The organism is Bradyrhizobium sp. UFLA05-112, from assembly GCF_053572325.1.
The window spans coordinates 14,323-28,333 of record NZ_JBANBK010000098.1 but is presented as its reverse complement, the minus strand read 5'-3'; the positions used below and the strand labels follow the sequence as shown (position 1 = coordinate 28,333).

Annotated in this window: 12 protein-coding genes and 1 pseudogene; 4 read left to right on the top strand and 9 right to left on the bottom strand. The window is 61.6% G+C overall.

Annotated elements, in window-relative coordinates; translation table 11 throughout:
• Window positions 1–567: 567 nt before the first annotated feature.
• The 5 genes from fabF to SO180_RS36300 all read right to left on the bottom strand — a co-directional run bounded on the left by fabF (window position 568) and on the right by SO180_RS36300 (window position 4,932).
• Window positions 568–1,830, bottom strand: a complete 1,263-nt coding sequence (fabF, locus tag SO180_RS36320) for a beta-ketoacyl-ACP synthase II (RefSeq protein WP_449383613.1) — start codon at window positions 1,828–1,830, stop codon at window positions 568–570.
• A 60-nt stretch (window positions 1,831–1,890) separates the two neighbouring features.
• Window positions 1,891–3,096: an iron-containing alcohol dehydrogenase gene (locus tag SO180_RS36315; RefSeq protein ID WP_449383612.1), complete on the bottom strand. Its 1,206-nt coding sequence runs from the start codon at window positions 3,094–3,096 to the stop codon at window positions 1,891–1,893.
• A gap of 156 nt (window positions 3,097–3,252) precedes the next feature.
• The gene (locus tag SO180_RS36310) at window positions 3,253–3,447 is read right to left on the bottom strand and encodes a hypothetical protein (protein ID WP_449383611.1); all 195 of its coding nucleotides are present in this window, start codon (window positions 3,445–3,447) and stop codon (window positions 3,253–3,255) included.
• Between the two features lie 22 nt (window positions 3,448–3,469).
• The gene (locus SO180_RS36305; protein WP_449383610.1) at window positions 3,470–4,321 is read right to left on the bottom strand and encodes an alpha/beta fold hydrolase; all 852 of its coding nucleotides are present in this window, start codon (window positions 4,319–4,321) and stop codon (window positions 3,470–3,472) included.
• A gap of 32 nt (window positions 4,322–4,353) precedes the next feature.
• On the bottom strand, window positions 4,354–4,932 hold the full coding sequence (locus SO180_RS36300; protein WP_449383609.1) for a TetR family transcriptional regulator: 579 nt from the start codon (window positions 4,930–4,932) through the stop codon (window positions 4,354–4,356).
• Window positions 4,933–5,144: 212 nt separating this feature from the next.
• Here SO180_RS36300 and SO180_RS36295 point away from each other — a divergent pair, with 212 nt between their 5' ends.
• From SO180_RS36295 to SO180_RS36280, 4 genes are all read left to right on the top strand, one after another.
• Entirely contained in the window at window positions 5,145–6,254 is a 1,110-nt protein-coding gene (locus tag SO180_RS36295; protein ID WP_449383608.1) for an efflux RND transporter periplasmic adaptor subunit, read from the top strand.
• On the top strand, window positions 6,254–9,364 hold the full coding sequence (locus tag SO180_RS36290) for an efflux RND transporter permease subunit (protein ID WP_449383607.1): 3,111 nt from the start codon (window positions 6,254–6,256) through the stop codon (window positions 9,362–9,364). Before SO180_RS36295 ends, SO180_RS36290 begins: the two co-directional genes overlap by 1 nt.
• A gap of 15 nt (window positions 9,365–9,379) precedes the next feature.
• The gene (locus SO180_RS36285) at window positions 9,380–9,991 is read left to right on the top strand and encodes a TetR/AcrR family transcriptional regulator (RefSeq protein ID WP_449383606.1); all 612 of its coding nucleotides are present in this window, start codon (window positions 9,380–9,382) and stop codon (window positions 9,989–9,991) included.
• Between the two features lie 132 nt (window positions 9,992–10,123).
• Window positions 10,124–11,026, top strand: coding sequence for an SDR family NAD(P)-dependent oxidoreductase (locus SO180_RS36280; RefSeq protein ID WP_449383605.1), 903 nt, complete (start codon window positions 10,124–10,126; stop codon window positions 11,024–11,026).
• A 62-nt stretch (window positions 11,027–11,088) separates the two neighbouring features.
• On the opposite strand, the pseudogene SO180_RS36275 reads toward SO180_RS36280, so the two are convergent.
• The 4 genes and pseudogenes from SO180_RS36275 to SO180_RS36260 form a co-directional block, all read right to left on the bottom strand.
• Window positions 11,089–11,217: pseudogene (locus tag SO180_RS36275) on the bottom strand (beta-ketoacyl-ACP synthase II); the annotation flags it as partial.
• Between the two features lie 34 nt (window positions 11,218–11,251).
• Entirely contained in the window at window positions 11,252–12,115 is an 864-nt protein-coding gene (locus SO180_RS36270; protein WP_449383604.1) for a class I SAM-dependent methyltransferase, read from the bottom strand.
• A 122-nt stretch (window positions 12,116–12,237) separates the two neighbouring features.
• Complete coding sequence (locus tag SO180_RS36265) at window positions 12,238–13,038, bottom strand: SDR family NAD(P)-dependent oxidoreductase (protein WP_449383603.1); 801 nt, start codon at window positions 13,036–13,038, stop codon at window positions 12,238–12,240.
• Window positions 13,039–13,101: 63 nt separating this feature from the next.
• Entirely contained in the window at window positions 13,102–13,995 is an 894-nt protein-coding gene (locus SO180_RS36260) for an NAD(P)/FAD-dependent oxidoreductase (protein WP_449383615.1), read from the bottom strand.
• Between the last annotated feature and the right edge of the window lie 16 nt (window positions 13,996–14,011).

Sequence of the window (14,011 nt, the reverse complement as noted above, 5' to 3'; positions counted from 1 at the left end):
CACCGACCTGATTCGGTGACGCTGCCCCAGTCATCGGCGCGGAATCCTCCGGTAACATTCTCGATGAGGCAATGCGCCCCCTAAGCCGGGGGATCGGCGTCCAATATTGCAGGCCGAATGACACAATGGCCTTTGGGGCAGCTATCTTCGTCTGTCGATCGTGGCGGCCGGACTGGATCCCGACAGGCTCGATGAAGCAGTTTCCGAAGCCGAAGCGAGGCAGTGCTATGGTTCGCGGGCGAGCGGTCCGCGCAGGTGGACGGGTCTCAAAAGTGCCGGCCATTCGGTGTCAGGCGTGCGAAAAGTCCTGACGGTTGCGAAAATCGTCGATCAAACGATGCAGGAATACCAAAACGCCTAGAGCGGGGCGGAAAGCACATCAGGGATCGGCCGGATCTCGAACACGATCAAACATCTCGACGGGCGACGTGTAGGTAGGGTGGATCGTGTAAAGCTCAGCATCGCGATTGGCCGGCCTTCATCACCTTTCGACGCGATTGCATGATAGAAGTCCTAGGGCATGGGTTGCTCGTGCGAAGACTTGCGTCGGCCATGGCAGGGACTCGCTCATTGCCAACGCCGAAAGATGACGCTGGCGTTGACGCCTCCGAATCCGAATCCATTCGAAATCGCATGCTCCATGGGCATGCGCCTCGCCTCGCGGCCCACGATGTCGACGCCTTCGGCCGCCTTGTCGGCACGGTCGAGATTGAGAGTGGGCGGTGCCACCTGGTCTCTTAGCGCGAGGATCGTAAAGATCGCTTCGGCCCCGCCGGCCGCGCCGAGCAGATGTCCCGTTGCCGATTTGGTCGCGCTCACGGCAATTTTTCCGTCGCGGCCGAAGACGGCTTTGATCGCTTCCAACTCGGAAATATCTCCAACAGGCGTCGAGGTGGAATGGGCGTTGAGATGCTGGATGTCACCAGGCTTGAGGCTGGCCTGCCGCAACGCGCCTTCCATGGCACGGCGCGCACCGTCGCCGTCCTCAGGTCCTGATGTGATGTGGTGGGCATCGGCCGTCGTGCCATAGCCGACGATTTCGGCGAGCGGTTTGGCGTCGCGGCGGATCGCATGCTCCAGCTCTTCAACGACGAGGATACCGGCGCCTTCGCCCATGACGAAGCCATCGCGGTCGCGGTCGAAGGGGCGCGACGCACGCGCCGGCGTTTCGTTGAAGCTCGTTGAAAGCGCCCGGGCGGCGGTGAAGCCGCCGAGGCTCACCAGATCGATGCAGGCTTCCGAGCCGCCGCAGATCGCAACGTCGGCTTCTCCGGCCCGGATGAGGCGTGCGGCATCGCCGATCGCCTGCACGCTTGCGGCGCAGGCGGTGACCGGTGTACCGACCGGTCCCTTGAAGCCGTAGCGGATCGAGATGTGGCCGGCCGCGAGATTTGCCAAGAAGGACGGCACGGTGAAAGGCGAGAGGCGCCGGACGCCGCGCTGATCGGTGGTGCGAACCGCCTCGACGATCGCCGGAAAGCCTCCGATGCCGGATGCGATCACGGTTGCCGTGCGCTCCATCGAATGCGCGTCTGAAGGGATCCATGCTGCCTGTTCAATGGCCTCGGATGCGGCTGCAAGCGCGAACAGGATGAAGCGATCCATTCTCCGCTGATCCTTGGGAGGAGCGACCAGATCCGGATCGAAGCCGCCGTCTGCGTCGTTGCATTTCGTCGGAACAATTCCGGCGACTCGTGCGGGAAGGACAGCCGCCCATTCCGGGAGCGCGGCGAGGCCTGAACAGGCCGAGAGAAGCCGCGACCATGCGAGCTCACTGCCGCAGCCTAGCGGTGATATGAGCCCCAGTCCCGTAACGACGATACGACGCATGATCACATGACCTTCGAGGTGACTAGTCCGCTCAAGCCGGCAAGCCGATGCGGAATTCGGTCAGCCGCGATTTCTTCCAGTGACGAATTTTCCCGCTGCTAGAGCTAAGCGGCCATTCGCAGCAGATCGACGATGTCGGCTTCGTCTTTGAAAGGACGCGGATTGGCCTTTACGAAGCGATGATTGATAGCAGATCTTGCTGATCTGATCGAACTTGTCTTCGCCGATGCCGACATCAGCGAGTCGGCCAGGTAGTCCAAGCGTGCGGGTGAATTGCGCAAAGGCGTCTGCCGCATCGTCACTCGGAGCACCCAGAGCCGCCGCTAAACGCTTCTGCGCATCTTCGGTGAATGGCTTATTGTAGCGAAGAAGGCTCGACATGATGACGGGCGTGCAATAGTAGTGGGGAACGTCGAAGCTGCCGCCAAGCACGTGGCCGATCCCGTGACTTGCGCCCATGGGAATGCGTGCTTGCAGTCCAAAGGACGCGAGCCATGAGCCGTATTGAGATAGTCGGCGCGCCTCCAAATCGTCTGGTTTCTCCAAGGTCCGGAGCATTCCTTGACGCAGAGTGCTGATGCCCGCCAGGACCACCTCGTCAGCCAAGGGAGTGCCGGCCGGCGAGCACAATGCTTCTATGCCGTGATCTATCGAGCGTGTGCCCGATCCCATCCAGAGTTTTGAAGGCGTATGAAGCGTGAGGGCAGGGTCGAGAACGATCGACACCGGCATCATTTGAGGATGAAAGAAAATCTGCTTCAGCCTCTGGCGCTCATCGGTGACGAGCGCTGCGGCGTTGTATTCGCCGCCATTCAGCGTGGATGGCACCGCGATCTGCCGGATTCTCGGCGACCGGAAGGGAGATTGGCTCACGCCCGGACCCATCGGAAAGGGATCGAACCCCGCTTCGTCGCGGATATCGTGCTCCATGGCCATGACGACGATCTTGGCGAGATCGACGGCAGAACCGCCGCCAACGGCCACGACCAGGTCGGCGCGCGCCTCCTTCGCATGGAAGGCCACCTCGCCTGCTTGCTTGCGCGTCGTGTGCTGCGCAATCCCGTCAAAGGTCGCTGCATGTTTGTCGCCGAGCGTGTTGCGGATTTTCTCGATCTCGTCAGTCTTGGAATTCAAGGTCCGGCTAACGATGAGGAAGACGCGCTTTGCTGTGAGCCGCTCCGCCTCTTCTTTGACGGCTTCGGAGGCGGCTTTGCCATAGATCACACGATCAATTGCCGGAAAGTTGTGTGTTCCAGTCTTGCGCATTTCTCTCCTCCCATGGAAGTCTGCCGAAGCCAGTATGCACATTAAATGATAATTATCATTCTATTGGGGACTCAGGATCACCGCAACTTCCTTGAAACTCTTCGAGCGGTGATGAAAGACTAGATCGCGACAGCGCCCTCGCCGAACCAGCGGCGTTCAAGATTGCAACAGATGGACACGGTCGTCCGGCGACCCCGCCGGTGTCGTTTGAAACTGGATCTGAAGACACTCAACCTCGCGCTCGAGCTTTGCGACGCGATCTTCCAGACTGAACATGTAGTCGCCGCGCGGATCGTCCATGCTGATTGCGTCGGCCCATTCATTTATGCTCTGCCAAAAGCGCTTGAACATCGCTGTCCACTCCTGTGTTCGATCATTGCGCTGAGTCTGTCGCCATTATTACGCGAGCCAGCTCCGACGGATTCTCGACAGCGGAGAAGTGCCCCGTGTTCTTGATCCTCACCATTTGCGCGGCAGGAATCAGAGACCGCGTGCGTTCGCGTTCATTTGGCCGAGACCAATCGCTGTCGCCATAAATGAGGGTTACTGGGGCCGAAATCTGCTGATAGTAATCGCGTGCCTTGCTCCAGGATCGCCAGCCTGCCAGCACCTTGCGTGCGATCCGCTTGTATCCCGGGCGGTGGGCGACTTCGTCGAACTCGGCGAGCAGATCGGCCGGCAGTTTGCGCGGGTCGCGATATCCGCCGCCCATGATCTTGCCTAGGATCATCTTGTTTTCGAGCGACGCATTCACCGCACCGAGCACCGGGATCTGCAAGCTTCCGATGATGAAGTTGGCGAGCCAGTTGCCACGCCGAATGCCGTCGCCGTAGCGCGTCTCATAGTCGTAGGGGTTGATCGCATAGACCCGCTTCACGCGGTGTGGAAGGGAGGCCGCTACCGTGAGGACCAATGCGCCGCCGATCGACTCGCCAACAAGCGTCACCTCAGAGAGGTTTAGTTCTTCAATGAAGCGAATGACGGCTTGCCTAAAGTAAGGTTCGTCGAAGTTCGCGCTTGGATCTATTGGTGAGTGTCCGTGTCCCGGAAGGTCAAGAGCGTACACGGTGTGCGATGTCGCGAGGAGCGGCGCAAGACTCCGGAAATATTCGAGCTGAGTGCGGATTGTATGCAAGAGGAGCAACGCAGGCCCGCTGCCGCTCTTTTGAAAACGTACGCTTAGCTTGTCCGATATTTTCAGCAAACTTGGTTTGAGTTCAGTCACGCTGAGTTCTCTGTGCTCTGAGGGGGCGATCTTCAAGCGGCAGCGGCTTCGCGAACGTGTTCGACGGCCGCATTCTGAAAGGCCTGAGCGAGATCCGGGTCGTTGACGGCGCGCGATAGCGTCATGGCGCCGACCATTGTCGACAGAACGACCATGGCCTTCCTGTTGAAATCCTCGCCGTCGGTCTTGGGAAGCAAGGGGCCGAGGACTTCGAGATACGCCTTGATGCCCTCTTCGAACGCAGCTTTCACGCCGGGCCCCTGCCTGGCGGCGTCAGAGCCGAGCGCCACGACGGGGCAGCCGTCCAGTTTTTCTTCGCGATGGCCCGCACTCAGATAGAACGCGACCACCGCGCCAAGCGGATCATCAGGATTCTCCGCGATCGCGGAGGACCAGCGTTGGGAAGCGCTCTCCAATGCGCGTCTGGACGCCTGTGCCGCCAAATCCTCCTTGGACTCGAACTGCTTGTAGAAGGCGCCTTGGGTTAGTCCGGCCCCCTCCATCAGATCCTTGAGCCCGATGCCATCAAAGCCGCGCTCCCTGAAGAGGCGGCTGGCCACGTTGATCACGGTCTGGCGGTTCTCCGCAGCCTGAATGCGACTCACTCGCATCTTGGACCTCCATTTGGATTTCGTTCGAACTCTATATCTCAAATAGCGTTCGAATGCAATCTATCAAGGTGCATGGCCGGATTTACCGTCCTGAACGGCCGAAATGACCGGTTTTCGGCAATCACATTCCCGTTAGAGAACTAATTTAGATTGCGAACGAACTCTATTTGATTATAGAGTTCGAACGAAAGCTAAGTGGCATGGAGACGGCGATGAAAAAGAGCAGACTTGTGGTCTTGGCAGGTGTCCTTGTCGCGGCGTCCGGAGCAGCCGTCTTCGCTACTCTTGCCATTCCTGGTCAAGAAGCCTCCGCGGCGCGTGACCCGAGACAGGACCCGCCGATGGTCAGCCTGGTGACCGCAGCGCGAGTGAGCGGATCCGAACGCGGCTTCACAGGTACGATCGGCGCGAGGGTGGAAAGCAACCTTGGCTTTCGCGTCGCCGGTAAGATCGTCGAGCGGCTCGTGAATGTTGGTGAGCAGGTCAAAGCCGGGCAGCCGCTGATGCGAATCGATGAAACCGACCTCCGCCTTGCGCTTACGGCGAAGCGCAACGCGGTCGCCGCGGCGCGCGCAACAGTCGTTCAGACGGAAGCTGACGAGCGACGATACGCCAACCTGGTCAACGACGGATGGACTCCCAAACAGCGCTACGAGCAGGCGAAGGCCGCGTCGGATACAGCCAACGCACAACTCGCTGCGGCGGAAGCCGAGGCCAAGGTGGCCGAGAACCAGGCGACATATTCTGTCCTGGTGGCGGATGCGGACGGAACGGTCATGCAAACGCTTGGTGAGCCAGGACAAGTTGTCTCTGCCGGCCAGACCGTCGTCAGGCTTGCCCAGGCTGGTCCCCGCGAAGCGGTGGTCGCGCTTCCTGAAACCATTCGTCCGGCGATCGGCTCGGTGGCTGAGGCGAGCCTGTATGGCAGCGATGGCCAGCACTATACGGCGCATCTTCGGCAATTGTCGGACTCCGCCGATGCCCAGACCCGCACCTATGAGGCCCGCTATGTGCTGGACGGCGAGGCTGCGGCGGCACCGCTTGGCGCGACCGTCACCATTCGGCTTGCAAGCCAGGAGAATCAGCCGGAAGTCCAGGTGCCGCTGGGAGCCGTGCTCGATGACGGCAGAACGACCGGCGTCTGGGTCTTCGACAGCGCGAGCTCAACCGTGCACTTTCGACCCATCAAGCTTGCACGTGTGACGAGCGAAGCCGCCGTGATCTCCGGACTGAGCTCTGATGATTCCGTTGTTTCGCTCGGCGCTCATCTCCTGCAGGAGGGCGCTCGCGTCAGGACCGCCGCTCAGGTCAGGAGCAACTGATGCGCTTCAATCTTTCCGCGATCGCTGTACGCGAACGTGCCGTCACCCTGTTCTTCATCATCCTGCTGGCCGCTGCGGGCGCGTACGCATTCCTGATGCTCGGGCGCGCGGAGGACCCTAACTTCACGATTAAGACCCTGACGGTCACGACGGTGTGGCCGGGCGCGACGGCGCGCGAGATGCGGGACCTCGTTGCCGAACCCTTGGAGAAGCGGCTTCAGGAGCTGACCTGGTACGACCGGGTCGAGACGACCACACGGCCAGGTTATGCGTATCTGACCGTCACGCTGAAGGACAGCACGCCGCCATCCGCTGTGCAGGAGGAGTTTTATCAGGCCCGGAAGAAGCTCGGAGATGAAGTGCGCAACCTGCCGCCCGGCGTGCTTGGTCCTTTCATCAACGACGAATATTCGGACGTGAGCTTCGCTCTCTATGCCCTCAAGGCCAGGGGCATGCCGATGCGCGAGCTCGCCAGGAAGGCCGAGGTGATCCGCCAGGACCTCCTGCATGTGCCCGGCGTCAAGAAAATCAACATCCTCGGCGAACGTCCCGAGCAGATATTCGTCGAGTTCTCCTTTGCCAAGCTGGCGACGCTCGGCGTGTCGGCGCAGGATATCGTAGCTGCCTTGCAGCGGCAGAACACGGTCACCCCGGCAGGCTCGATCGACACCAAGGGCCCGCAAATCTTCATCCGGCTCGACGGTGCCTATGACAGTGTCCAGGCGATCGCCGATACGCCGATCGTCGCCGGGGGGCGAACGCTCAAGCTCTCCGACATCGCCGAGGTCCGCCGCGGCTACGAGGATCCGCCCACCTACATCATCCGACACCAGGGTGAGCCCACAATCATGCTTGCGGCGGTCATGCAGGAAGGCTGGAATGGCCTCGCGCTCGGCAAGCATCTGGAAGAGAGGTCCGCAGCAATCGCACGGACATTGCCGCTCGGGATGACGCTCGACAAGGTGACCGATCAGGCCGTCAACATCACGTCTGCCGTTGACGAATTCATGATGAAGTTCGCCATGGCACTCAGCGTGGTGCTGCTGGTGAGTCTGCTCAGCCTCGGCTGGCGCGTCGGTATGGTCGTGGCGGCCGCGGTCCCTCTGACGCTTGCCGTCGTATTCCTTATCATGCTGGAAACGGGCCGGTTCTTCGACCGCATCACGCTCGGCGCTCTCATTCTGGCGCTTGGCCTCCTCGTCGACGACGCCATCATCGCCATCGAGGTGATGGTGGTGAAGATGGAAGAGGGCATGGACCGCATCAAGGCGGCCGCCTATGCCTGGAGCCACACCGCGGCACCGATGCTGTCGGGAACACTCGTGACGGTCGCCGGCTTTCTGCCCGTGGGCTTCGCGCGCTCGACGGCCGGCGAATATGCCGGCAACATCTTCTGGGTCCTCGGGTTCGCTCTCATCGTCTCGTGGATCGTTGCGGTGGTCTTCACGCCCTATCTTGGCGTCAAGATGCTGCCCGCGATCAAACCGATTGAGGGCGGTCACCATGCGATCTACGACACGCCGAACTATCGGCGCTTACGGCGGCTCATCACGTTCGCCGTGCGCCACAAGTTCTTGACCGTCGGCATCGTCGCCATCGTGTTCGCGCTCTCCGGTGCCGGGATGGGCGCCCTCAAACAGCAGTTCTTCCCGACATCCGACCGCCCCGAAGTGCTGGTGGAGGTTCGCCTGCCGGAAGGCACCAGCATTGAGACGACGACCGCCGCTGTCGAGAAACTCGAAGGTTGGCTGCACGATCAGCCTGAGGCGAAGATCGTCACCAGCTATGTCGGTCAGGGCGCTCCTCGCTTCTTCTTCGCGATGGCGCCGGAACTGCCTGATCCTGCCTTCGCCAAGATCGTCGTGCTGACGCCCGACGCGGAGGCGCGCGAGGCCTTGAAGCACCGGCTCCGACAGGCGGTGTCACAAGGGCTGGCGCCTGAGGCCTATGTCCGCGTCGCCCAGCTTGTGTTCGGACCCTACACACCGTTCCCGGTGGAGTTTCGGGTCATGGGACCCGACCCCGCGCAACTGTACGCGATCTCTGACAAGGCTCTCGAGATCATGCGTGGCGTTCCCGATGTGCGGCAGGCGAATCGCGACTGGGGTAATCGCACGCCCGTGCTCCGCTTCATTCCGGATCAGGACCGACTGAACCTCATCGGCCTTTCGCCAGCCGAGGTGGGCCGGCAACTTCAGTTCCTTCTCACGGGCATCACGGTAACGCAGGTTCGCGAGGACATCCGCAACGTTCCCATCGTGGCACGTAGCGCGGGCGGAGAGCGGCTGGATCCGACGCGTCTGGCCGATTTCTCGTTGATGAGCCGGGACGGCCGCTCGATTCCGCTCGACCAGGTCGGCCATTCCGAACTCCGACTTGAAGAGCCGATTCTGAAGCGTCGCGATCGCACGCCTGTCATTACGATCCGCTCGCACATCAATGAGGCGACCCAGCCTCCAGAGGTTTCCAAGGAGATCAAGACGGCGCTTGAGCCACTAATCGCGTCCCTTCCTGTCGGCTATCGCATCGAAATGGGTGGATCGATCGAGGAGGCTGGCAAAGCGAATTCAGCGCTTTTTCTGGTCTTCCCGGCCATGATCGCCGCCACGCTGATCGTCATCATGCTACAGGTGCGGTCGTTCTCAACGATGGCTCTGGTCATGCTGACGGCACCGCTCGGCCTTGTGGGCGTCGTGCCCATGTTGCTGACCTTCAACCAGCCCTTCGGCTTCAACGCCATACTGGGCCTGATAGGGCTGGCCGGCATCCTGATGCGCAATACGCTGATCCTGACCGAACAGATCAACGACAACCGTGCGGCAGGACTAGACGACTATCACGCGGTCATCGAGGCGACCGTGCAGCGCACGCGGCCCGTAATCCTGACGGCACTTGCCGCCGTGCTGGCCTTCATTCCCCTCACGCACTCCGTGTTCTGGGGATCGATGGCCTACACCCTGATCGGCGGCACTGCGGTCGGCACGGTGCTGATCCTGCTGTTCCTTCCTGCGCTTTATGCTGTGTGGTTTCGGATCAAGCCCACTGCAGATCGGGTCCATCATAATTCGTCGGAGCAGCCGGAGTTACGACCAGCATTGGCTGCCGAATAAAGCTCGCTGAATTCGATGAACCGTCCGGTCCAAACGGGAAAAGATTCCGACGAGGCGCGCGCGAGAATCCTGGAAGCGGCGGAGAAACAGTTTCGCCGCGTGGGTTACCACAGGACTTCGGTGGCCGACATTGCCGCCGAACTCGGCATGAGCCCGGCGAACATCTATCGGTTCTTTCCCTCCAGGGATGCGATCAACGAGTCCATCTGCAGGCGTCTCATGAACGAGGTTGCCGACATCGCCGTTGCGATCGCACACACAAACGCGCCGGCCACGGAGAAACTCGACCAGCTCCTGACCGCCGTTCACCGCCACAACAAGACGACGTCGGTCAAGGCAAAGTACATGCATGACCTGATTGCCGACGCCACGCGAGAGAACTGGGCGATCATTAAGTTGCATACTGAGCGGCTGGTGACGATCTTCGAGGCGATCATACGCGAGGGCATAGAAGCGGGCGAGTTCAGGGTTGAAGAAGCTGCGGAAGCCGCGCGAGCAGTCAAGTTCGCGTTCATGCCGTTCTTCCATCCGATTCTGATCGAACACTCCGTTCAACACGGCGAAGATACGGAGGCAAGCCTGCGCGATCAGATCCGCTTTATCATAAAAGCCCTTCGGCAGGCCTGACTAAGCAGGCGGGCGCTGGGTTGAAACATCGCTCCGAACAGGTCGAACGTCTCTATGACAAAGAAGCAAGTCGAGACTTTATCCGGGTCTAAGGGCCCCAAGCTCCGCTTATGAACGCGAGGAGAAAGAGAAATGGGATCTCCGATTTTAGTCACCGGTGCGGCGGGAACGGTTGGTTATGCTGTATGCGAGCTGTTGATCGAGCGAGGATGCAAGGTGAGGGCGCTGGTCCGCAAGGAGGATGCCCGATCGGAAAAACTGGCCGAACGCGGTGTTGAGGTTGTTGTCGGCGACCTTCTCGACTTGCACTCGATGCATCGCGCGATCGAAAATTGCGATCGGCTTTACTTCGGCATGACGGTGTCGGCTTCGTATCTCGAAGCGACCATCAACACCGCCGCCGTCGCGAAGCATCACAAAGTGGGCGCGTTCGTGAACATTTCTCAGATGACCGTGTCGCAGATGGGAATCAATGCGACCACGGATAGCCCGCAGCAGAAGATGCACTGGCTGGCGGAGCAGGCGCTGAATTGGTCTGGATTGCCTGTCGTGCACGTTCGCCCGACGTCATTCCTGGACACCTTCTTCCTCAGGTTGTCGGCGCATTCGATCTGCGAGCATGGGCAAATCCGGCTCCCTTTCGGAGATGGCAAGACCTCGCCGATCGCGAGCGAAGATGTCGCGCGGGTGATGGCCACGATTCTCGAAGCGCCGGCCAGGCACATTGGCAAGATCTACGAGCTGACGGGCTCGCGGTCCCAGGATATGAACGGCGTTGCCGAAGAGTTCTCCAGGGCTCTTGGACGTGCGATCACTTATGTGAACGTGCCTTGGGAGCCCTGGCGAAAGCAGTTGGAGGCCAGCGGTATGCTGGATCGGCATGCACTTTCCCATCTCGCAACAATGGCGCTCCTCAAGCAACAGAACCGATATGACCGCTTGACATCGGACGTGGAGAAGATCACCGGCACGCCGCCGCTCAGCGTGCACGACTTTGTCTTGCGTCACGCCGATATGTACACGTCGGAAAAATAGGAAATGCCGTCGAACGCGTACCGGCGGTCAGCCCGGTCGGGACGGTGACCGATCCCGACAAGGCGCGCCTCGCGGGCCACGATGTCGACGCCTTTGGACGCGGCGTCGCCATTGTCGACATTGAGAGTGGGCGGTGCCACTTGGTCCCGTAGCGCGAGGATCGTGAAGATTGCTTCGGCTCCGCCGGCTGCGCTGTCATCGCAGGTTCAATTGGGTCCGCATGTGTCAGCTTGCCGGATTGCGCGCCGTGACGATCCACGTCGCGCCGTCGATCATCACCGACCGCTCGCCGGGGCGGCCGGCGAAGGCGGCACGAACCGCGGCCCAGGCGTGGGCGCGGATGTCGTCGGGCTGATCAGCGAGCACGCGCGACAGCGGGCCGACCTCGAACGTCATCTTCACCGCGTCGTCGATCGCCGCGTCCCGCGTTGCGCCCTCTCCAAAGGGGACGGAAGCATCGAAGGGCGCGATAGCAATATCGGTGAAGCCGGCCGCCATCAGGATCCGACCCACCCGCTCCCGGTCGCCGAACGAGAACGGACCGCGCGCTTCGGGATCGGGCAGCGTCGTTGGCGGGACGATGCCTTTGATCGCGCCCATCGGCAGGCGCACCCAATCGTTCTCGGCCGCGCCACGCCAGCAGACGAAAGCGACCCGCCCGCCCGGCTTGAGCGCGCGGCGCATATGGGCGAACGCCCCCGTCGGATCGTCGAAGAACGTCACCCCGAAACGCGAGAACAGGATGTCGAACGTCCTCTCGGGCAGCTCGGCGCTGCTGGCGTCGGCCACCTTGAACAGGGCCGGCGTATCCTGTGGCGCAAGCGCGCGCGCTCGGGCGATCAGCGATTCGGATATGTCCACGCCCAGCACTTGGCCCCCCGCGCCGACGCGGGCGGCCAGAGCCAGACTCGACGCGCCCGCGCCACAGCCGATGTCCAGCACGCGCTCGCCCGCCGCGGGCGCGGCGGCTTCGATCGCGGCCTGGCCGAACACCGCCAGCCTGGCCTCGAGCCGGGCCTGGTGGGCGACCCAGCGCTCCCCGCTTTGGCCATTCCAGTCGGCGACCCGATCGGCATTGTGCTGTGCCATGACATATCCTTGTTCTGAATCTTAACTAAGCTGTCTGATGCCAACGCGCGCATCGTCTCCAGCGAGCGGCGAGGCAGAGCCCCCGCTTGCTCGATGAGCCCCACACGCCAGCGCTCCAGGAGTTAAGCGTCCACTATTCTTTTCAACGTGGCCCTTTGCATTGATCGCGGCGTCAGACGATTTGAAAAGGCTGCCATCTTGTTCGCCAGGCCCGCGATCACCATGGCCTTTCCTTCCATAAGCGCCCGAACACCGCTCGCGGCGACCGGACGAGGCTTCATGGTGAGGAGGCGCAGCAAGGCCGATGGGGTTGCGCCGGCAGCCGCATCGAAGCCCGTCGCGGTGTGCCCCGGGCAGAGAGTGGTAACAACCACACCATGCGGGCGGAGTTCGTCGTGCAGGGCCTCGCCAAGGGCGAGTACATATGCCTTGGTCGCCGCATAGGCCGCGTAGCTGGGAACGGCTTGGAAGGCCATGAGACTGGCGACGAGAAGGATATGTCCGGATCGCCGCGCGGCCATGTCACGGCCGAACAGGTAGGTCAGCTCTGTGAGCGTCGTGATGTTGAGCTGGATCATGTCTGTCGTGCGCTCGATCGGCATGTCCAACAAAGCGCCGTGCAAGCCGTATCCGGCATTGTTCAGCAAGATGTCGATCGTCACCGACCTCGCATCGAGACTGCTTTTCAAGTGGCTGGCCGCGCCCGGCGCGGCAAGATCGATCGCCTCGACCAGCACATCCACCCCGTATTTGCGGCGGAGATTGGCGGCAAGCTTTTCCATCGACTCCCGCCTTCGGGCCGCCAATACGAGATTGACTTTCTGCGCAGCCAGGAGATCTGCGAAGTCAAGGCCGAGGCCACTCGACGCCCCGGTGATCAGAGCCCATTTTCCGGCGAAGCTGTTCATTGGTTCTTTCGACATCGTTTTCTCTTCCTCAACTCCAATTTGATGGCCCGCGGCAACCGGAGAAGGGAATCTGCGCTTTCAAACCACCATCGACTGCTGGGCGAAGATACCCGCCATCGCGCCCTGCGATGATGCCTGGGTGACCGAGGGCAAGAAGGGCGTGACGAGGTCGCCGGCGGCGTAGATGCCAGGCATGCTGGTTTGACGGCGCTCGTCGACCTTGAGGACGATGCCGGCGGGCGTTGCCACGGTGGCAAGGCCCAGTGATTCATGCACGCTTGCGGACGGCTTGTTGCGCGGATTCGCGAACAGGATGTCGACCGCGACATTGCGGCCGGTATCGACATTGACGGTGGCGATATGGCCCTTGTGATGGGCGATCTCGATGATCCGGCCACCGACGACAGGTATGCTGCGGCGCGCCAGATCGGCCTGGATATCGGGCGGAATGTCGTGACCATCGGCGAAGAGCGTCAACTTGTCGGTCCAATCGTGGAACAGCCTGACCTGATTGTGCGACTGCGGACTGGACCAGACGAGGCCCCAATGCTGGCCGGCGACTTCAAAGCCGTCGCAATACGGGCAGGGCACGATGGACGTGCCCCAGCTTTCGGCGTAGCCCGGAACATCAGGCATCTGATCGGCGACGCCATAGCTCAGGATCAGGCGCCGCGCCCCAAAGCTTTCGCCATCGGAAGTGAGGACGTTGAAATCGTCGATCGCGCCGGAGACGCTTTCGGCCCGGGCACTGACCAGCTCGATCGTGGGATAACGTGCCAACTGCCGTCGCGCCTCGGACAGGATATCCAGCGGCGGCTTGTGATCGTGGCCGAGCAGGCCATGCGAGTGGCCGGCGAAGCGGTTGCGTGGCAGACCGGTATCGAGAACGGTGACCTTGCGGCGGGCACGGCCGAGCTGCAGAGCGCCGGCGAGACCGGCAAAGCTGCCGCCGATGATGATGACGTCATCCATGGTGATGGGCTCCGTG